The organism is Thiomonas sp. X19, from assembly GCF_900089495.1.
Lineage (GTDB): Bacteria > Pseudomonadota > Gammaproteobacteria > Burkholderiales > Burkholderiaceae_C > Thiomonas_A.
The window spans coordinates 2839839-2857948 of the sequence record NZ_LT605203.1 but is presented as its reverse complement, the minus strand read 5'-3'; the positions used below and the strand labels follow the sequence as shown (position 1 = coordinate 2857948).

Here is an 18110-nt window from a genome sequence, read left to right as displayed (position 1 = left end):
GATGCTGCGGTTCTCTGGAATCACGAAGGCGTTCGGCTGGCGTCAGGTGTTCCACGGCATTGACGACGATCTGGCTCCCGGCGTCTATGCCCTGCAAGGGGCGAACGGCAGTGGCAAATCCACGCTGCTGGGCATCCTGTCGGGGGCGATCGCGGCCGACTCCGGCGACGTCTGGATCGACGGCGTCAGCCTGACCGCCGACCCGCTCGCAGCCCGCCAGCGACTGTCTTATGCGCCTGATGAGAGTCCCATCTATCCCTTCATGGGCGGACGGGACCTGCTGGACTTCGTCGCGATGGCCAAACAGGCCAAGGTCGATTCCGCCATGCTCGATCTCGCCGCGCAACTCGGCCTGAGCCCGTACATGCAGACCCGCTTCGGCGCCATGTCGCTGGGCACGCAAAAGAAGTTCCTGCTCTGCGCCGCCTGGATCGGCGAGCCCCGTGCGATGCTGCTGGACGAGCCTTCCAACGGCCTGGACACGCGGGCGCGCAAGCTCCTGGCGCAGCGTATCCGGGCACGCGGACCGCAAAGCCTGACCCTGTTCGCCAGCCATGACACAAGCTTCGTCGAGGCTTGCGGGGCGACGGTGCTGCATATGGACCGTTTCACGGCGCATGATCCTTGCACGCAGGCGCTCGGCTGACTTTCTGACCGGCCAGCCGCGAAATCTTGGGGGCGGGCTTGCTCAGTCGGCGTCAGGCGGCAGATCGTCCTGCGGCTTGACCGCGTCCGGGCGTGACACCAGCACCTTGTCGATGCGCTTGCCGTCCATGTCCACGATCTCGAAGCGCCAGCCGCCCCAGTCGATGTGGTCGCCGGTGTGCGGCAGCCGCGCCAGCAGCAGCATGAGCATGCCGGCCAGGGTGTTGTAGCGTTCCTTCTCCTCCTCCGGCACGGACTTGAGCGCGAGCTTGTCTTTGAGGTCGCCCACGGGAATCAAACCGTCCAGCAGCCAGGAGCCGTCGTCGCGCTGGATCGCCCAGGGCTCTTCGGACGGGTGGCTCTTGAACTCGCCGGCAATGGCCTCCAGGATGTCCTGCACCGTGACGATGCCCAGGGTCTGGCCGTATTCGCCCAGCACCAGCGCGGTGTGATCCGAGCTTTGCTTGAAGGTCTGCAGCAGCTCCAGCCCGGTGAGACTTTCGGGCACGAAGATGGCGTGGCTGGAAGCCTTGCTCAGGTCCTCGATGCCCTCGCGCCGGATGAAGCGGCCCAGCAGTTCCTTGGTCGACACCAGGCCGAGCACGTCGTCCAGGTCGCCGCGCACCAGCGGAAAGCGCGAATGCGGAGACTGCGCGATCTTGGCCAGGTTGTCGGTCAGCGGGTCTTCCACGTCGAGAAACTCGATCTCGTTGCGCGGCGTCATCAGCGAGGCGATCTGGCGGTCGTCCAGGCGGAACACGTTGCGCACCATCTCGTGCTCCTGCACCTCGATGACGCCGGCGTCCGAGCCTTCCTCCAGTACCACGTTGATCTCCTCTTCCGTCACATGCGTGGGCGCGTCGGTGCGCACCCGCAACAGGCGCAGCAGCAGGTCGGTGGAGAACGACAGCAGCTTGACGAACACCGCCACGCTGCGTGCCAGGACGAGCATGGGCTGCGCCACGAACAGGGCGATTTTTTCCGGGGCCAGCTGCCCCAGGCGCTTGGGCACCAGCTCGCCAATCACGATGGACAGATAGGTGATGACCAGCACCACCAGCGCGGTGCTGGCGATGTTGGCAAACTGCGGCAAGAGCCCGAAGCCTTGCAGCCAGAGGCTGATGGGAGCGGAGAACGCGGCCTCGCCGATGATGCCGTTGAGCACGCCGATGGACGTGATGCCGATCTGCACCGTGGACAGCAGCCGCGTGGGCTGCTCGGTCAGCCGCAGCGCGGCGCGTGCCGGAACGCTGCCGGATTCGGCCATCGCGGTCAGGCGCGCGCGCCGGGCCGTAACCAGGGCGATTTCCGACATCGCGAACAGGCCGTTGAGCAGAATCAGGGCGAAAAGAATCAGGACTTCCGTCATCATGGTCAGGCTCGTCAGTCAAACACGGGGCCGTCCCGAAGCTGACATGCCGCCTCGGGTGGCAGACGCAGCAGGCAGCGTCCAAGGGAAACTCGGGAGAGGACAATAGCCGACGCGGGATAGCCTACGCGGACAGTCAGCAGGCGCCCGCTTTGGCGGGCGCGGCAACGCGTTTGGCCGCGTGCGCTTTGGCCGCGCGTGCATCTGCGGATGCGGCTGCAGATGGGACTGCGGCTGTGCTGCAAGCCCACCAGGGAGAGGGGCGAGGTGGTCACGCCGCCGGGGGCTTCTGCCGCGGGGGCAGGAAGCAAGTAGGGCGAAGGTTCAGGCGAAGGGTCCAATGCGGTGGGCAGAGTCTGTGCGGTTCTTGAACTGGCTATGCTTGAAAGCAAAACCCGGGCCCGAGCGAGCCCGTAGCAACCCATCAGGAGAACCTTGACTCATGTCCAGTGAAGAACATGGCGGTCAATTAGACCAGAACCTTGCAACAAATCGTGAAATGCAAGCAGCGGAACACGCCGCGGTGGGGGCTGAACCGGGCGCGGCAGAACCTGCACCGCGGCCCGCCACGCTGCTGCAACACTCGCCCTACCAGGCCCCGGCTGGCTTCAGCGCCGTGCAGCCGGCCACGCACCGCGCCTCCACCGTACTGTTCGCCAACGTGGCCGCCATGCGCGCCCGCGACTGGCGCCACAAGACCGGCTACACCTACGGCCTGCACGGCACGCCCACCACCTTCATGCTGGAGGCGCGTCTGGCCGAAATCGAGGGTGCGGTGCATGGCCTGCTGTGTCCATCGGGGCTCTCGGCCATCGCACTGGTCAACCTCGCCTTGCTGCAACAGGGCGACGCCGTCATGCTGCCCGCCAACGTCTACAACCCCAGCCGCGACATGGCGCAAACGCTGCTGTCCGGCTGGGGCATCGCGCTGCAGGTCTACAGCCCCATGGACCTTGCCGCCACCCAAGCGGCCATCACGCCGCAAACCAAGCTGCTGTGGCTGGAGGCGCCGGGTTCCGTCACCATGGAAATGCCCGATCTGCGCGGACTCGTCGCCCTGGCGCGGCAGCATGGGCTCGTCACCGCCATCGACAACACCTGGAGCGCGGGGCTGGCGCTCAAGCCCTTTGCGCTCGGCATCGACATCTCCATGCAGGCGCTGACCAAATACCAGTCCGGCGGAGCCGACGTGCTCATGGGCGCGGTGCTGACGCGCGACGAAGCCTTGCAAGACAAACTGCTCGACGCCCATATGCGCCTGGGCCTGGGCGTGGGCGGCGACGACGCCTCCCTGGTGCTGCGCGGCCTGCACAGCCTGCATCTGCGCTACCACGCGCACGACCAGGCCGCGCGCCGCGTGGCCACCTGGCTGCAGCGCCGGCCCGAAGTGCAGACCCTGCTGCACCCCGCTTTTCCCGGCAGCCCCGGCCACGCCCATTGGGTGCGCGACTGCAGCGCCGCCGCCGGGCTGTTCAGCTTCACCTTCCAGCCGCAGATCACCGCAGCCAAGGTGGACACCTTCGTCGACGCCCTGCGCCTGTTCAAGATCGGCTATTCCTGGGGCGGGCCGGTGAGTCTTGTCGTACCCTACGACGTGGCCGCCATGCGCGGCGCATCCTGGCCTTACGCCAGCCCGCTGGTGCGTCTGAGCATCGGCCTGGAAGACCCGGACGATCTCATCGCCGATCTCGACCAGGCCTTGCGTGTGACGTTAGGCTGAGCCGCAAGGGCCGTACCGGCGCACCGCAGCCACCCACCTTCAACCCACCTTCGTCACGAATCACCCACAAGGGAGAACATCATGGGTTTCCGCTCCATCCTGCTCGTCGTGCTGTTCGTCCTGGTCGCCGGCTTCGCCGCGCTCAACTGGGCGGCCTTCACCGCCAGCACCACGTTGTCACTCGGCTTCACTTCGGTGCAGGCCCCACTCGGGCTGGTGATGCTGGCCCTCAGCGCCGTGCTCGCGCTGGTGTTCCTCGGCTTCGCGCTCTACGTGCAAACCACGTCCCTGATCGAGAGCCGCAAGCAGATGAAAACCCTGCAAGCCCAGCGCGAACTGGCCGACAAGGCCGAAAGCTCGCGCATCACCCAGCTGCAGCAAAGCCTGGAAGCCAGCTTCAACCGCCAGGCCGCGCAACTCGAGGCCCACAAGGCCGAACTCACCGCCCGCATCGACCGCCTGGAACAAACCCACGCACAGCACCTCACCGAGACCAGCAACGGCCTTTCGGCGGCACTGGCGGAGCTGGATGACCGCATCGCGCGCAAGGGTTGATGGCGGTTGCGGTTGCGGCCGCGGCCGCGGCCGCGAGAGCACGAGGTGCTTGTACGCAGCGCCAATACCTCGGCTGCAAGCCAGTCGCAGGTCACGTTCATGAGCCGCAGAATGACCCAGCAAAAGTAAATTTTATTGGGTCGTCATGGCGCTGACCTCACAGTTGTTCCGCGAGCACGAACCGTTCAGCGCCGTTCCCGGGCTGCCATCGGCCAGGCTTCCGCTTCGGTGAAGTTGCCCGGAATTCATGGCTTGCTGGTCGACATGCTCGTGCCGGGAAAACGTCTGGGCGACGTGGTACGCGTGCCGGAACTGTTGTGGTCCGCGCAAACCATTCCGCACCTCGACTACCGGCTCGAAGCCAGCGATCCAGGAGCCATGCTGGCTGGCGGGCAACTCGACGGCGTGATGCGGGGCCGGCGGCGGCTGCGCGGCCAGACGCCGGTTGACGAAGCGCAAGCTGCCGCCGGGCCTGCCCTGCAGAACGTCGCGTTCGCGCCCAGCCGCAACCTCGGCGACGTGTGTGGGCGCTGACCGAGCTTTGGGAGGAACGGGGATTCGGCGAGTTCAGGCGTGTGCGCCGTCGCACGCGCCGCCGCCTCGATGAAACTCAACCGACGGTGCGATCCGACGTCCAAGCTCGGCGTCCTGCGCTGGCTGCAGACGCTGGCGCTGCCGCCAGTTCCTGCTTGGCGTGGTGCAGACGGCCGAAGGATGGCCGCTGCCCCGCAGGGTCTGGGAGGGCGTCACGGAGCGAGGAGGCGCCGGCCACACCCTCCTCAAGGCACGCAAGCTCCAGAAACCGACGACAGACGCCCAGCGCGGCCTCCTCTGTCTGGGCACGTTTCGAACCTAACCCCTGCAGTATCCAGCACTGACGAGCACAATTGTCGAGCTCCGGGGGGAGGCTGCAAGGCCGCGGCGGGGTCAAGCGCCAAGCGTCCGGCTTGCAGGGCTTCACGCAAGGCCAGCGCCAAGGCGATTTGGCGCGTCGGGTCGGGCTCGATCAGCGCGGCAAGCGCACCCCTGCGGGCGCAGATTGCGTGCGAGGCCTGCGCGTGCGGTGAGCCGTTTTGCGCCGCGGTCACGGATGTCGCCGTGGTGCTCACTGGGTTTTCTTCAGCACCGTCATGGCCGAGGCGATGAGCCCCGCTGCCTGACTCATGTCGTTGGGCACGATGAGGGTGGTGCTGGCCTTGGCGACGTTGGCGTAGGCGTCGAGGCCTTGCTGCGCGACCTTGAGTTGCACGGCTTCGATTCCGCCGGGTTTGCCGATGGCGGCGGCCACCACTTCCAGCGCATGCGCGGTGGCGTTGGCCACGGCTTCGATGGCCGCGGCTTCGCCCTGGGCGCGGTTGATGGCGGCCTGGCGTTCGCCTTCGGAGCGTTCGATGAAGGCCTGGCGTTCGCCCTCGGCCTGGTTGATCTGCTGCTGCCGTGCGCCTTCGGAGGTGGCGATGACGGCGCGCTTTTCGCGTTCGGCGGTGATCTGGCGCTGCATCGCATGCAGGATTTCGCCGGGCGGCGTCAGGTCCTTGATTTCATAGCGCAACACTTTCACGCCCCAGTTCATGGCCGCGTCGTCCAGCGCCGACACCACGCTGTGGTTGATGAAGTCGCGCTCCTCGAAGGTCTTGTCGAGTTCGAGTTTGCCGATGACCGAGCGCAGCGTGGTCTGCGCCAGTTGCGAAATGGCCAGCACGTAGTTGGACGAGCCGTAGCTGGCGCGCATCGGGTCGGTCACCTGGAAATAGAGAATGCCGTCCACCGTGAGCTGGGTGTTGTCGCGCGTGATGCAGATCTGGCTGGCGATGTCCAGCGGAACTTCTTTCTGCATGTGCTTGTAGGCGACGCGGTCGATGAAGGGGACGATGAAGCTCAGGCCTGGCGCCAGGGTGCGGTCGTATTTGCCCAGGCGTTCCACCACCCAGGCATGCTGCTGCGGCACCACCTTCACGCCGCGCGAGACGATGATGATGGCGATGATGACCAGGATGATGGCCAGTTCCATGGCAGTTCTCCAGTAGGGGGGATGGGGCGCGGCGCGCCTGCTGGCGGGCTGCGGGAGGTGAATGTCGATGTCCGGCGATCAGCCCGGATGTGTGCCGGATTGTGCCTGCGCCGCGGCGGCATGGCCCGTCGCCAGCGGCTCCAGAACCAGGGTGTTACCGTCCATCGCATGAATGCGGTATTGCCCCGGCTGTGGCTCGCCCCGGCCGCCAAAGCGGGCGGTCCAGTCGCTGCCACGGTAGCGCACGCGGGACTCGCCGTTGGCGTCCCAGGCGCTGACCTGCACGACGGAGCCGATGTCGAGGTTGATGTCGCGGTTGGCCTGCGGCGCCGTCTTGACGCGCTTGTTGCGCATGGTGTAGAGCACGGCGATCAAGCCGGCGCCGACCGCTGCGGCGGCCACCCATTGCCAGGTGGCGCCCAGGCCCAGATGCGCCGCCAGCGCGCCGGCTGCGGCGCCAACGGCCAGCATCAGCAGGTAGAAACTGCCGCTGGCGAGTTCCAGCGCCACCAGCACGGCGGCGATGATCCACCATTGAACGGGGGTACTCATCATGATGGCCTCCCGAGGTTTTGACTTGTGTTCATGGGATTTTTCTACACTTCGCGCTTCACTTGGGGCGTAAGCCTATCTTTCACCGGAGTCCATCATGCGCTTTCGTTTTCCCATCGTCATCATCGACGAGGACTTCCGCTCCGAAAACAACTCGGGCCTGGGCATCCGCGCGCTGGCGCAGGCCATCGAGGCCGAGGGCGTCGAAGTGCTGGGCGTGACCAGCTTTGGCGATCTCTCCAGCTTCGCCCAGCAGCAGTCGCGCGCCAGCGCCTTCATCCTGTCCATCGACGACGAGGAATTCGCCTCCGCCGAGGTGAATGCCGAAGCTCCGGTGCTGCAGACCCTGCGCAAGTTCATCGAGGAAATTCGTTTTCGCAACGCCGAAATTCCCATCTACCTCTACGGCGAAACCCGCACCTCGCGCCATATTCCGAACGACATCCTGCGCGAACTGCATGGCTTCATCCACATGTTCGAGGACACGCCGGAGTTCGTCGCGCGCCACATCATCCGCGAATCCAAGGCTTATCTGGATTCGCTGGCGCCGCCGTTTTTTCGTGCCCTGGTCGGCTACGCGGCCGACGGTTCCTACTCCTGGCATTGCCCCGGCCATTCCGGCGGCGTGGCTTTCCTGAAAAGTCCGGTGGGGCAGATGTTCCATCAGTTCTTCGGCGAAAACCTGCTGCGCGCCGATGTCTGCAACTCGGTGGACGAACTCGGGCAACTGCTCGACCACACCGGTCCGGTGGCGGCGTCCGAGCGCAATGCGGCGCGCATCTTCCATGCCGACCATCTGTTCTTCGTCACCAACGGCACCTCGACCTCGAACAAGATGGTGTGGCATTCCACCGTGGCGCCGGGCGACGTGGTGGTGGTGGACCGCAACTGCCACAAGAGCGTGCTGCACGCCATCATCATGACCGGCGCGCTGCCGGTGTTCCTCACGCCCACGCGCAACCACTACGGCATCATCGGCCCGATTCCGCGCGATGAATTCAAGCCCGAGAACATCGAGCGCAAGATTGCCGCCAACCCGCTGACCGCGCATCTGGCGGGCAAGGTCAAGCCGCGGGTGTTGACCATCACCCAGTCCACCTATGACGGCGTGGTCTACAACGTCGACACCATCAAGCAGATGCTCGACGGCTATATCGACACCCTGCATTTCGACGAAGCCTGGCTGCCGCACGCCACCTTCCACCCGTTCTACACCGGCATGCACGCCATTGGCCAGGGGCGGCCGCGCACCAAAGAGGCGATGGTGTTTTCCACCCAGTCCACCCACAAACTGCTGGCGGGGCTGAGCCAGGCTTCGCAAATCCTGGTGCAAGATTCCGAGACCCGCAGCCTCGACCGGCCGCGTTTCAACGAGGCCTATCTGATGCACAGCTCGACCTCGCCGCAATACGCCATCATCGCCTCGTGCGACGTGGCCGCGGCGATGATGGAGCCGCCCGGCGGCACCGCGCTGGTGGAGGAGAGCATTCTGGAGGCGCTGAACTTCCGCCGCGCCATGCGCAAGGTGGACGAGGAGTTCGGCCACGACTGGTGGTTCAAGGTCTGGGGACCGGACGAATTGGCGCCGGAAGACATCGGCGCGCGCGAAGACTGGCTGCTCGGGCCGCAGGCGCAGTGGCATGGCTTTGGCGAACTGGCGCCGGGCTTCAATATGCTCGACCCGATCAAGGCGACGGTCATCACCCCTGGCCTCGACCTGCACGGCAGCTTCAGCGAAACCGGCATCCCGGCGGCCATCGTCACCAAATTCCTCGCCGAGCACGGCGTCATCGTGGAAAAAACCGGACTCTACAGCTTTTTCATCATGTTCACCATCGGCATCACCAAAGGCCGCTGGAACACCCTGGTGACGGCGCTGCAGCAGTTCAAGGACGACTACGACCGCAACCAGCCGCTATGGCGCATCCTGCCGGAATTCGTCGCCAAGTATCCGGTGTACGAGCGCGTCGGCCTGCGGGAACTGTGCCAGCGCATCCACACCGCCTACCAGGCCAGCGACGTGGCCCGGCTGACCACCGAGATGTATCTGTCGGACCTGCAGCCTGCCATGACGCCCACCGAGGCCTATGCCAAGATGGCGCACCGCGACATCGAGCGCGTGGACATCGACGAGTTGGAAGGGCGTATCACCACCGCGCTGCTCACACCCTACCCACCGGGCATTCCGCTGCTGATTCCGGGCGAGCGCTTCAACCGCAAGATCGTGCAATACCTGCAATTCGCGCGCGACTTCAACCGCCAGTTCCCGGGTTTCGCCACCGACATCCACGGCCTGGTGGAGGAAGACGGGCCCAACGGCAAGCGCTACTGCATCGACTGCGTGCGGGGAACCGCGTAAGCGCGTACCTACCGGTACGCGCTGTGAGAACGTGAGCGCGCTCAGCGCTGTTGCTGCTGGTACTGCTGCCGCAGCCGTTGTTGTTCCTCGGGCGGCAGTCTCTGGTAGCGCTGCTGCTCCTGCAGGATGCGCTGGCGGCGCTCGGGTGGCAGGCGCTCCCATTGCTGCATGCGCTGGTTCCATTGCGGTCCGCGTTCCTCGCCCTGACGTTCCCGGTTCGCCATGGCAGGCGTAGCGGCGGTCAGGCCGATCAGTGCCAGGGCGAGCCAGAGGACGCGACGTGGGAATCGACCTTGCATGGTGCGGCCCGAATCAGGCGGGGTTGGCATGGCGTGCGTCCTGCATGGCCTGGGGATGGGTGGCCAGCCATTCATAGAAGTCCATGTGCTGCACGGCGTCGGCGGTTTGCGCGTTGAGCATGATGGGCTGCAAGGGCGTTTGCGTATGGCTGGACAGCAGCGGCAGCGCAGCCAGCGTGAAGATCGCCAGAGACGCGGTGACGAAACCCGCCGCCATCACCCGCGGCCAGCGCAAGCGCCGTGCTTGCTTGGCCTGCGTGCGACGTGCCGCCAACTGCGGCAAAGGTGCAAGCCCGGCCGCCAGCCGCGCACCGAACTGGGCCTCGGCAGCCAGCGATTCATTGGACCGCAAAGCCTCCTGCACGACACGCGACTGCTCGGCATCGAGCAGGCCAGCGCGCCAACGGTCGATTTCGGCCGTTGTGATGGATGTGTTGGTGTTCATGGCGTCACCGTTCACGATGAAATTCCCCCGGTTAATGGATTATCACTCTGCAGCACATTGCGCAGGCGGGTCAGGGCGCGTAAGTGATGGGTTTTCACGCTGCCTTCGCTCACATGCATGGCTTTTGCCGTGTCGGCGATCGACAGGCCCTCCATCTCGCGCAACATGAAAGCCTCGCGCTGGCGCGCGCTGAGCTTGCCGATGGCGTCGGCAATCCGACCGGCAAGCTGCAGGTTGCCGAGTTGGTGGTCAGGGCCCGGGCCTGGGTCGGCCAGGCTTTCCCACGGTGCCGGCGCGCTTTCATCGTCATCGTCGCTGGCAAAGAAAAAATCGAACACCTTCTCGATTTTCTTGCGCCGGTGCCAGTCGGTGATGCGGTTGCGCAGAATGCTGTAGAACAGCGGTGCCCATTCCTCGGCAGGTTTGTCACGGTAATTGCTCACCAGTTTGGCCAGGCTGTCCTGCACCAAGTCGGCGGCCAAATGCGAATTGCCCGCCGTTTCCAGCAGCGCCAGCCGCAGCGCGCGCGGGCGCACCTCCAGGCAGAAGCGGTCGAGCGCAGGTTCCTGGCTCACGTCGTCAAGCGTAAGTGTGAATGCATGTGACATAGCATAGTGTGCGGTGGCTGCGGACGATTCAACGCGGTTTCCTCGCTGCAACAACGCGAAATGGGCGGCTTTTCAGGACAGCATGCGCAAGTTTTTTTGTAACAATTTGCCGGCGCTGAATCCGAACTCCTGACCCGGCCGGCCTCCCTAGAATGGGCAATCACTCTGACTTGCCGCCGTGAATCCCCTGCTCAGCCGACTCCAGCCCTATCCCTTCGAGAAACTGCGCGCCTTGACGGCGGGCGTACGTCCCAATCCTGCTTACGCGCCCATCAGTCTCGGCATCGGCGAGCCCCGGCATCCAACGCCGGACCTCATCAAGCAGGCCCTGGTCGATCATCTGGACGGCCTGGCGCACTACCCGGCCACGGCTGGCAGCGCGGAATTGCGCCAGGCTTGCGCAGCCTGGGCCAGCCGGCGCTATGGCGCGGCGCTCGACGCTGCCACGCAGGTGCTGCCGGTGAATGGTTCGCGCGAGGCGCTGTTCGCGCTGGCGCAGGTGGTGCTGGACCCTGCGCGGGAGCAAGCCACCGTGGTCAGCCCCAATCCCTTTTACCAAATTTACGAGGGCGCGGCGCTGCTGGCCGGGGCGCATTGCCATTTCGCCCCGGTGGATGCGGCGCGCAATTTCGCGGTGAACTGGGACGCCGTGCCCGAGCAGGTGTGGCAACGCACCCAGCTGCTGTATGTCTGCTCCCCGGGCAACCCTACCGGGGCCGTCATGCCCCTGGAGGAATGGGAGCGTTTGTTCGCGCTGTCCGACCGGCATGGTTTCGTCATTGCCAGCGACGAGTGCTACTCCGAAATCTGGTTCGGCGATGCAGCGCCTCTGGGCGGGCTGGAAGCCGCGGTGCAACTGGGCCGCACCGATTTTCGCCGGCTGGTGATGTTCACCTCGCTGTCCAAGCGCTCCAACGTGCCTGGGCTGCGCTCCGGTTTCGTCGCCGGCGACGCCCATATTCTCAAGGCCTTTCTGCAATACCGCACCTACCACGGCAGCGCCATGGGGCCGGCAGTGCAGGCGGCCAGCATCGCCGCATGGAACGATGAGGTGCATGTGCAGGCAAACCGGCGCCTGTATCGCGACAAGTTCGCCCGGGTTTTACCCATCCTGCAGCCCGTGCTGGATGTGCGTCAGCCCGACGCCGGTTTTTATCTGTGGGCCAAGACGCCGAACGACGATGTCGAATTCGCCATCGGCTTGCTCCAAAACTACAATTGCACGGTTTTGCCCGGCAGCCTTCTGGCCCGCGAGCAGGACGGCCACAATCCGGGCAGCCGGCGCATCCGCCTGGCCCTGGTGGCTGAAATCGACGCCTGCGTCGAAGCCGCCGAGCGCATCGCCGCCTACGCCCGCAGCCTTTGAGTGTTGCTTCCAGTCTTGCCAGCCCCAGCCATCCACACCATGACCACACAACTCCAGACCCTCATTGATCAGGCTTGGGACAACCGCGCCCAACTGAGTCCCGCCGCAGCGCCGGCTGAACTGCGTCAGGCGGTCGAGCATGTGCTCGACGAACTCAACGCCGGGCGTTTGCGCGTGGCTCAGAAAGTCGAAGGCGAATGGGTGACGCACCAATGGCTGAAGAAGGCCGTGCTGCTGAGTTTTCGCCTCACCGACAACACCATGATGCGCTGCGGCGACCTGCATTTTTTCGACAAGGTGCAAATCAAATTCAGCCGCCTGGGTGAAGAGGAGATGCGCGCAGCCGGCGTGCGCGTGGTGCCGCCGGCCGTGGCGCGGCATGGCAGCTATCTGGCGCCCGGCGTGGTGCTGATGCCGTCCTACGTCAACATCGGCGCCTATGTGGACAGCGGCACCATGGTCGATACCTGGTCCACCGTCGGCTCGTGCGCGCAGATCGGCAAGAACGTGCATCTGTCGGGCGGCGTCGGCATCGGCGGCGTGCTGGAGCCGGTGCAGGCCAACCCCACCATCATCGGCGACAACTGCTTCATCGGGGCGCGCTCGGAAGTGGTGGAAGGCGTCATCGTTGAAGACAACTGCGTCATCTCCATGGGCGTGTATATCGGCAAGTCCACCAAAATCTACGACCGCGCCACCGGCGAGGTGCATTACGGCCGCATTCCCGAGGGCTCGGTCGTGGTGTCGGGCAACCTGCCGAGCGCCGACGGCAAATACAGCCTGTATTGCGCCGTCATCGTCAAGCGCGTGGATGCCCAGACCCGCGCCAAGACGGCCATCAACGAATTGCTGCGCGACTGAGCCGCAAGGCCGACCCGGCGCTGCCGCGCACCACCAACCAGGGGGAGAAAGACATGTCGACGATGGAACGCCTGTTCAAGCTCATGGCCGAGAAAAAAGCTTCGGACATCTACATCAGTCCGCATGCTCCCATTCTCATCCGCATCAGCGGCCAGGCCGTGGCCATCAACCGCCAGGTGCTCACCCCGGAAGATCCGCCCAAACTGCTGGCCGAAATCGTCGATGCCAAACGCCAGCAGCAATTGCAGGATGAGGGCGAGCTCAATATCGGAATGTCGCGCACCGGCATCGGCAGCTTCCGCCTGAGCGCCTTCATCCAGCGCGGCAGCGTGGCCATGGTGATCCGCTACATCCCGAGCGATATTCCGCCACTGGAGAGCTTGAATCTTCCCGGGGTGATGGCCGACCTGGTGATGGAAAAGCATGGCTTGATCCTGATGGTGGGCTCGACTGGCTCGGGCAAGAGCACGAGCCTGGCGGCCATGCTGGACCACCGCAATGCGCGCATGACCGGCCACATTCTCACGCTGGAGGAGCCGATCGAGTTCCTGTTCAAGAACAAGAAGTCCATCGTCAATCAGCGCGAGGTCGGCATCGACGCCAAGAGCCTTTCCGTTGGCTTGAAGAACGCGCTGCGCCAAGCACCCGACTGCATCATGATCGGTGAAATTCGTGACACCGAAACCATGACCGCGGCGTTGAACTACGCGCTCTCCGGCCATTTGTGCCTCAGCACCCTGCACGCCAACAACAGCTATCAGGCGCTCAATCGCATCCTCGGCTTTTACCCGCTGGACATGCGCCCCGCGCTGCTGTCCGATTTGTCCGCCGGCCTGCGCGCGGTGGTGTCTCAGCGCCTGCTACGGGCCACGGCTGGCGGCCTGACTCCGGCGGTGGAGGTGATGCTGAACACGCCGCTGATCCGCGAACTCATCGCCAAAGGCGATTTTTCGACCATCAAGGACACCATGGAAAAAACCATGGCCGAAGGCTCGCAGACTTTCGAGCAGTGTCTGGCGCGCATGGTGGTGGAAGGCCAGGTTTCACGTGATGAGGCGCTGGCCTATGCCGACTCCCCCACCAACCTGATGTGGCGCTTGCAGAACGATTTTTCCAACCGCCCGACCAGCTCGCTGCCAGCCAACGCCATGCTCGATTCGGATGAGCCCTCGTTCCGCGAAATCTCGCTCGACCTCGGTGCCAACTGAGGTTTTCCCGCGCATGACATCTCCCACCCGCAAACTCGCCGAAGCCTTGATTGCGCGCCATTCCGTCACGCCTGCCGACGGTGGCTGCCAGGAGTTGCTGGCCGAGCGCCTGCGCCCCCTTGGCTTTGCCTGCGAGTTCATCGAGGCCGGGCCAGACGAATTCCGCGTGCGCAACCTTTGGGCGCTGCGCCCGGGGCAGGGCGGGGCGGATGCGCCGGTGCTGGCCTTCGCCGGCCATACCGATGTGGTGCCCACCGGGCCGCTGGAGCAATGGCACAGCGACCCCTTCATTCCCACCGAGCGTGACGGCAAGCTCTATGGCCGTGGCGCCGCTGACATGAAAACATCGCTGGCGGCGATGGTGGTTGCGGTTGAAGGCTTGCTCGCGGCGCAGCCGCAGCCGCAGGGCTCGATCGCCTTCCTGCTCACCAGCGACGAGGAAGGCCCGGCGCGCGACGGCACGGTGCGCGTGTGCGAGGCCTTGCAACAACGCGGCCAGCGGCTCGACTGGTGCATCGTCGGCGAACCCACGTCTGTTTCCACCCTGGGCGACACGATCAAGAACGGCCGGCGCGGTTCGCTCTCAGGGCACCTCAGCGTGCATGGCGTGCAAGGGCATATTGCCTACCCGCATCTGGCGCAAAACCCCATCCATCTGGCCGCACCCGCACTGGCCGAGCTCGCCGCCATGCAGTGGGATGCCGGCAACGCCCATTTCCCGCCGACCAGTTGGCAGATGTCCAATATCCGCGCCGGCACCGGCGCCACCAACGTCATCCCCGGCGGCCTGACGCTGGACTTCAACTTCCGCTTCTCCACCGAAGCCACGCCGCAATCCCTCAAGGACCGTGTGCACGCCGTGCTCGACCGCCATGGCCTGAACTACACACTCGACTGGACCCTGGGCGGCGAGCCCTTCCTCACCCGGCCTGGCAGCTTGTCGGCTGCCTTGCAGGCCGCCATTGCGGCTGAAACCGGGCAGCATGCCGAACTGTCCACGACAGGCGGCACGTCCGACGCGCGCTTCATCGCCAAGATCTGTCCGCAGGTGGTCGAGTTCGGACCGCCCAACGCCAGCATCCACCAGATCGACGAGCATGTGGAACTGCGCTTCCTCGATCCGCTGGCCGCCATCTACCGGCGCACCCTCGAGGCTTTGGTGGCGTGAACAAAGGGCACCCGGCCACGCCGCGCTTCGGCGCGGTGTGGCAACGTGCAGCGCACGAACTCCAGACCGCCGGTTTGCACTTCGGCCATGGCGCCGCGACGGCCGAGGACGAAGCCGCCTGGCTGTTGATCCACGCCCTGGGCTGGCCGCTGATGGACGGCTTCGCGGCGTTCGACGCCTTGCTGCAGCGCGAAGTGCCTGCCGATGCCCTCGCGCGCTTCGACGCCCTGCTTGGCCAGCGCATCGCCACGCGCAAACCCGTCGCCTATCTGCTCGGCGAAGCCTGGCTGCAGGGCGAGCGCTTCCTCGTCGACGAACGCGTGATCGTGCCGCGCTCCTTCATCGCCGAACTGCTGCAGGACGGGCTGGATCCCTGGCTACCTGCGGAGCCTCGGCGCATTGCCGACATCTGCACCGGCAGCGGCTGTCTCGCCATCCTCGCCGCGCAGCGCTGGTCCGAGGCCCAGGTGCTCGGCGCCGACATCTCGCCGGATGCGCTCGACGTGGCGCGGGCCAACGTCGCGCTGCATGCCTTGCAGGACCGCGTGCAACTGCTGCAATCCGACTTGTTGAACGCCTTGCCCGGCAGTGAGCGTGGGCCGGGGCTGGAGCTGATGTTGTGCAATCCGCCCTACGTCAATGCCCAGAGCATGCAGACGCTGCCGCAGGAATACCGCCACGAACCGGAACTCGCCCTGGCCGGTGGTGCCGACGGCATGGACCTGGTGCGCCGCCTGCTCACCGACGCGCGTTCGCGTCTCGCGCCGGAAGGCGTGCTGGTGGTCGAGATTGGCAACGAACGCGCGCATTTCGAGGCGGCTTTCCCGCGCCTTCCCGTGGTCTGGTTGTCCACCAGTGGCGGCGACGATGCCGTGTTCCTGGTCGAGGCCGCGGCCTTGCGCAGCCCGGCATGATTCGCCTGCAAGCCCTCACCCTGCGCCGCGCCGCCAAAGTGGTGCTGGACAGCGCCGACCTCACCATTCACCCCGGTGAGAAGGTCGGCCTGGTTGGCGCGAACGGTGCCGGCAAATCGTCACTGTTCGCGCTGCTGCTCGGCCAGTTGCATGAAGACGGCGGCAGCCTCGATTTCCCCGCCCACTGGCGGGTGGCCTCCGTCGCGCAGAACGCGCCGGATTCGGATCTGCCGGCCACCGATTTCGTCTGCCAGGCCGATGCCGCCTTGCAGGCAGCCAACGCCGCGATGCGCGCCGCCGAAGCCGTGCATGATGGCATGGCCCTGGCCGCAGCCGCCGAGGCGCTCGAACTGGCCGACGGCTACACCGCCACCGCTCGCGCCGAGGCCTTGTTGCTGGGCCTGGGCTTCGCCCCCCAGGAATTGCAACAACCGGTGCGCGACTTCTCCGGCGGCTGGCGCATGCGTCTGGCCCTGGCCCAGGCCTTGTTTCAGCCCAGCGATTGCATGCTGCTGGACGAGCCCACCAACCATCTCGACCTCGACGCCCTGGTGTGGCTGGAGAACTGGCTGTCGCGCTACGCCGGCACCATGATCGTCATCTCCCACGACCGCGAATTTCTCGACGCGGCAACCCGTGTCACCGTACAACTCGAGCACGGCAAACTGCAGCGCTTCGCTGGCGGCTACACCGACTTCGAGGAACGTCGCGCCCAGCAGTTGACGCAGCAGTCGCAGGCCTATAACCGGCAGCAGCAAGACATCGCCCATCTCACGCGCTTCGTCGATCGTTTCCGCGCCCAGGCGACCAAGGCAAAGCAGGCGCAAAGCCGGCTCAAGGCGCTGGAGCGCATGGAGCGCCTGGCCCCGGTGATGCTGAGCAACCCCCTGCGTTTCGACTTCCTCAAACCCGCGCGCCAGCCGCAACAACTGCTGCGGCTGCGCGGGGTGGACTGCGGCTACGCGCCAGGCCAGCCCATCTTGCGGGGCGTGGAACGTGACATCCTTGCCGGCGCGCGCATCGGCGTGCTGGGTGCCAACGGGCAGGGCAAGTCCACCCTGGTCAAAACCCTGGCGGGATTGCTGCCGGCGCTGGCCGGCAAGGCGCAGCCGGGGGTCGATGTGGTGGTGGGCTACTACGCCCAGCAGGAGATGGACGTGCTGCGCCCGGACGAATCACCCATGCAGCACCTCGCGCGCCTGGCCAAGCAGACCCAGCCGCAGACCACCACGCAGGACTGGCGCAACTGGCTGGGCCGCTTCCAGTTCAGTGGCGACATGGCCGAGCAGAATGTGGGCTCGATGTCGGGTGGCGAGAAGGCGCGATTGCTGCTCGCGCTGCTGGTGTGGCAGCGCCCCAATGTGCTGCTGCTCGACGAGCCGACCAACCACCTGGACCTCGCCACGCGCGAAGCGCTGACCCTGGCCCTGCAGGAATTCGGCGGCGCCATGCTGCTGGTGTCGCACGACCGCGCTTTGTTGCGCGCCGCCTGCGACGACTACTGGCTGGTGGCCGATGGCACCGTGCAGACCTTCGAGGGCGACCTCGACGACTACCAGCGCTGGGTGCTGGAGCGTGCGCGCGCCCGCATGCGTGACCGCGCGCAGGCTCCTGGCAGGGGTGCGAACGGGGCCGGCGGTGCAGCCAGCAACGCAACCGACAGCATGGCCAACAACACGGATGGCAACGCGGCAACGGAGCCTGAGTCTGCCCAGGGGACCCGCAAGGACCAGCGTCGCCATGCGGCGCAGTCGCGTCAGCAGCTGGCGCAGCAGGCCAAGCCGCTGAAGAGCGAGCAAAACCGTATCGAAGCCGAGATGCGTGCACTTGAAACCGAGCAGGCCAGTCTGGAACGCAGCCTGTCGCAAGCGACGACGCAGGCGACCGAGCGTGTCGAGCAGGGCAAGCGCCTCAAACAGGTGGCCGAGCGCCTCGCGCAATGCGAAGAGCGTTGGCTGGACATCGCCCAGGCCATCGAGGCGCTGCAGGCCTGAGGTGGAAACGGGGCAAGATGGCAGACTTGAAAGCGT

At 65.7% G+C, this 18110-nt stretch carries 16 protein-coding genes and 1 pseudogene; 11 read left to right on the top strand and 6 right to left on the bottom strand.

The genetic code is table 11. The features are described from left to right. Window position 1 precedes the first annotated feature (1 nt). Window positions 2-646 carry an ABC transporter ATP-binding protein gene (locus THIX_RS13670; protein ID WP_112486641.1) on the top strand — a complete coding sequence of 215 codons (645 nt, stop codon included), beginning with the start codon at window positions 2-4 and terminating at the stop codon, window positions 644-646. Between the two features lie 42 nt (window positions 647-688). On the opposite strand, the gene THIX_RS13665 is transcribed toward THIX_RS13670, so the two are convergent. Beyond that, the gene (locus THIX_RS13665) at window positions 689-2017 is read right to left on the bottom strand and encodes a hemolysin family protein (protein WP_371412921.1); all 1329 of its coding nucleotides are present in this window, start codon (window positions 2015-2017) and stop codon (window positions 689-691) included. Between the two features lie 496 nt (window positions 2018-2513). Here THIX_RS13665 and THIX_RS13660 point away from each other — a divergent pair, with 496 nt between their 5' ends. From THIX_RS13660 to THIX_RS24295, 3 genes and pseudogenes are all read left to right on the top strand, one after another. Next, a complete protein-coding gene (locus THIX_RS13660) occupies window positions 2514-3734 on the top strand; it encodes a cystathionine beta-lyase (protein WP_112486640.1) in 1221 nt (406 codons plus the stop codon). Window positions 3735-3815: 81 nt separating this feature from the next. Next, the gene (locus THIX_RS13655) at window positions 3816-4289 is read left to right on the top strand and encodes a LapA family protein (RefSeq protein ID WP_112486639.1); all 474 of its coding nucleotides are present in this window, start codon (window positions 3816-3818) and stop codon (window positions 4287-4289) included. A 387-nt stretch (window positions 4290-4676) separates the two neighbouring features. Beyond that, window positions 4677-4973, top strand: a pseudogene (locus THIX_RS24295) (IS1634 family transposase); the annotation flags it as partial. A 421-nt stretch (window positions 4974-5394) separates the two neighbouring features. Here THIX_RS24295 and THIX_RS13640 read toward each other — a convergent pair. Beyond that, window positions 5395-6300, bottom strand: coding sequence for an SPFH domain-containing protein (locus THIX_RS13640; protein WP_112486636.1), 906 nt, complete (start codon window positions 6298-6300; stop codon window positions 5395-5397). A 78-nt stretch (window positions 6301-6378) separates the two neighbouring features. After that, on the bottom strand, window positions 6379-6855 hold the full coding sequence (locus tag THIX_RS13635; protein WP_371412919.1) for an NfeD family protein: 477 nt from the start codon (window positions 6853-6855) through the stop codon (window positions 6379-6381). A 94-nt stretch (window positions 6856-6949) separates the two neighbouring features. On the opposite strand from THIX_RS13635, the gene THIX_RS13630 reads away from it, so the two are divergent. Next, entirely contained in the window at window positions 6950-9211 is a 2262-nt protein-coding gene (locus THIX_RS13630) for an arginine/lysine/ornithine decarboxylase (RefSeq protein ID WP_112486635.1), read from the top strand. A 41-nt stretch (window positions 9212-9252) separates the two neighbouring features. On the opposite strand, the gene THIX_RS13625 is transcribed toward THIX_RS13630, so the two are convergent. From THIX_RS13625 to THIX_RS13615, 3 genes are read right to left on the bottom strand one after another with little or no spacing between them, the layout of a single operon-like run. After that, window positions 9253-9510, bottom strand: coding sequence for a DUF3106 domain-containing protein (locus tag THIX_RS13625; RefSeq protein ID WP_158540893.1), 258 nt, complete (start codon window positions 9508-9510; stop codon window positions 9253-9255). Window positions 9511-9523: 13 nt separating this feature from the next. Continuing rightward, entirely contained in the window at window positions 9524-9955 is a 432-nt protein-coding gene (locus THIX_RS13620; protein ID WP_112486633.1) for a hypothetical protein, read from the bottom strand. An 11-nt stretch (window positions 9956-9966) separates the two neighbouring features. Then, complete coding sequence (locus THIX_RS13615) at window positions 9967-10530, bottom strand: RNA polymerase sigma factor (protein ID WP_233224558.1); 564 nt, start codon at window positions 10528-10530, stop codon at window positions 9967-9969. A gap of 211 nt (window positions 10531-10741) precedes the next feature. On the opposite strand from THIX_RS13615, the gene dapC reads away from it, so the two are divergent. From dapC to THIX_RS13585, 6 genes are read left to right on the top strand one after another with little or no spacing between them, the layout of a single operon-like run. Then, a complete protein-coding gene (gene dapC / locus THIX_RS13610; RefSeq protein ID WP_112486631.1) occupies window positions 10742-11929 on the top strand; it encodes a succinyldiaminopimelate transaminase in 1188 nt (395 codons plus the stop codon). A gap of 39 nt (window positions 11930-11968) precedes the next feature. Next, entirely contained in the window at window positions 11969-12790 is an 822-nt protein-coding gene (gene dapD, locus THIX_RS13605; RefSeq protein WP_112486630.1) for a 2,3,4,5-tetrahydropyridine-2,6-dicarboxylate N-succinyltransferase, read from the top strand. A 53-nt stretch (window positions 12791-12843) separates the two neighbouring features. Then, entirely contained in the window at window positions 12844-13998 is a 1155-nt protein-coding gene (locus THIX_RS13600) for a PilT/PilU family type 4a pilus ATPase (RefSeq protein WP_112486629.1), read from the top strand. 13 nt (window positions 13999-14011) lie between these two features. Further along, complete coding sequence (gene dapE / locus THIX_RS13595) at window positions 14012-15166, top strand: succinyl-diaminopimelate desuccinylase (protein WP_112486628.1); 1155 nt, start codon at window positions 14012-14014, stop codon at window positions 15164-15166. Then, on the top strand, window positions 15163-16080 hold the full coding sequence (prmB, locus tag THIX_RS13590; RefSeq protein WP_112486627.1) for a 50S ribosomal protein L3 N(5)-glutamine methyltransferase: 918 nt from the start codon (window positions 15163-15165) through the stop codon (window positions 16078-16080). Before dapE ends, prmB begins: the two co-directional genes overlap by 4 nt. After that, the gene (locus THIX_RS13585) at window positions 16077-18074 is read left to right on the top strand and encodes an ABC-F family ATP-binding cassette domain-containing protein (protein WP_112486626.1); all 1998 of its coding nucleotides are present in this window, start codon (window positions 16077-16079) and stop codon (window positions 18072-18074) included. The genes prmB and THIX_RS13585 overlap by 4 nt, the downstream gene beginning before the upstream one ends. Window positions 18075-18110: the final 36 nt, after the last annotated feature.

Bases quoted from the DNA above. Each gene is read 5' to 3' on its own strand.
- THIX_RS13670 (WP_112486641.1), top strand. From the start codon at position 2: ATGCTGCGGTTCTCTGGAATCACGAAGGCGTTCGGCTGGCGTCAGGTG.
- THIX_RS13665 (WP_371412921.1), bottom strand. From the start codon at position 2,017: ATGATGACGGAAGTCCTGATTCTTTTCGCCCTGATTCTGCTCAACGGC.
- THIX_RS13660 (WP_112486640.1), top strand. From the start codon at position 2,514: ATGCAAGCAGCGGAACACGCCGCGGTGGGGGCTGAACCGGGCGCGGCA.
- THIX_RS13655 (WP_112486639.1), top strand. From the start codon at position 3,816: ATGGGTTTCCGCTCCATCCTGCTCGTCGTGCTGTTCGTCCTGGTCGCC.
- THIX_RS13640 (WP_112486636.1), bottom strand. From the start codon at position 6,300: ATGGAACTGGCCATCATCCTGGTCATCATCGCCATCATCATCGTCTCG.
- THIX_RS13635 (WP_371412919.1), bottom strand. From the start codon at position 6,855: ATGATGAGTACCCCCGTTCAATGGTGGATCATCGCCGCCGTGCTGGTG.
- THIX_RS13630 (WP_112486635.1), top strand. From the start codon at position 6,950: ATGCGCTTTCGTTTTCCCATCGTCATCATCGACGAGGACTTCCGCTCC.
- THIX_RS13625 (WP_158540893.1), bottom strand. From the start codon at position 9,510: ATGCAAGGTCGATTCCCACGTCGCGTCCTCTGGCTCGCCCTGGCACTG.
- THIX_RS13620 (WP_112486633.1), bottom strand. From the start codon at position 9,955: ATGAACACCAACACATCCATCACAACGGCCGAAATCGACCGTTGGCGC.
- dapD (WP_112486630.1), top strand. From the start codon at position 11,969: ATGACCACACAACTCCAGACCCTCATTGATCAGGCTTGGGACAACCGC.
- THIX_RS13600 (WP_112486629.1), top strand. From the start codon at position 12,844: ATGTCGACGATGGAACGCCTGTTCAAGCTCATGGCCGAGAAAAAAGCT.
- dapE (WP_112486628.1), top strand. From the start codon at position 14,012: ATGACATCTCCCACCCGCAAACTCGCCGAAGCCTTGATTGCGCGCCAT.
- THIX_RS13585 (WP_112486626.1), top strand. From the start codon at position 16,077: ATGATTCGCCTGCAAGCCCTCACCCTGCGCCGCGCCGCCAAAGTGGTG.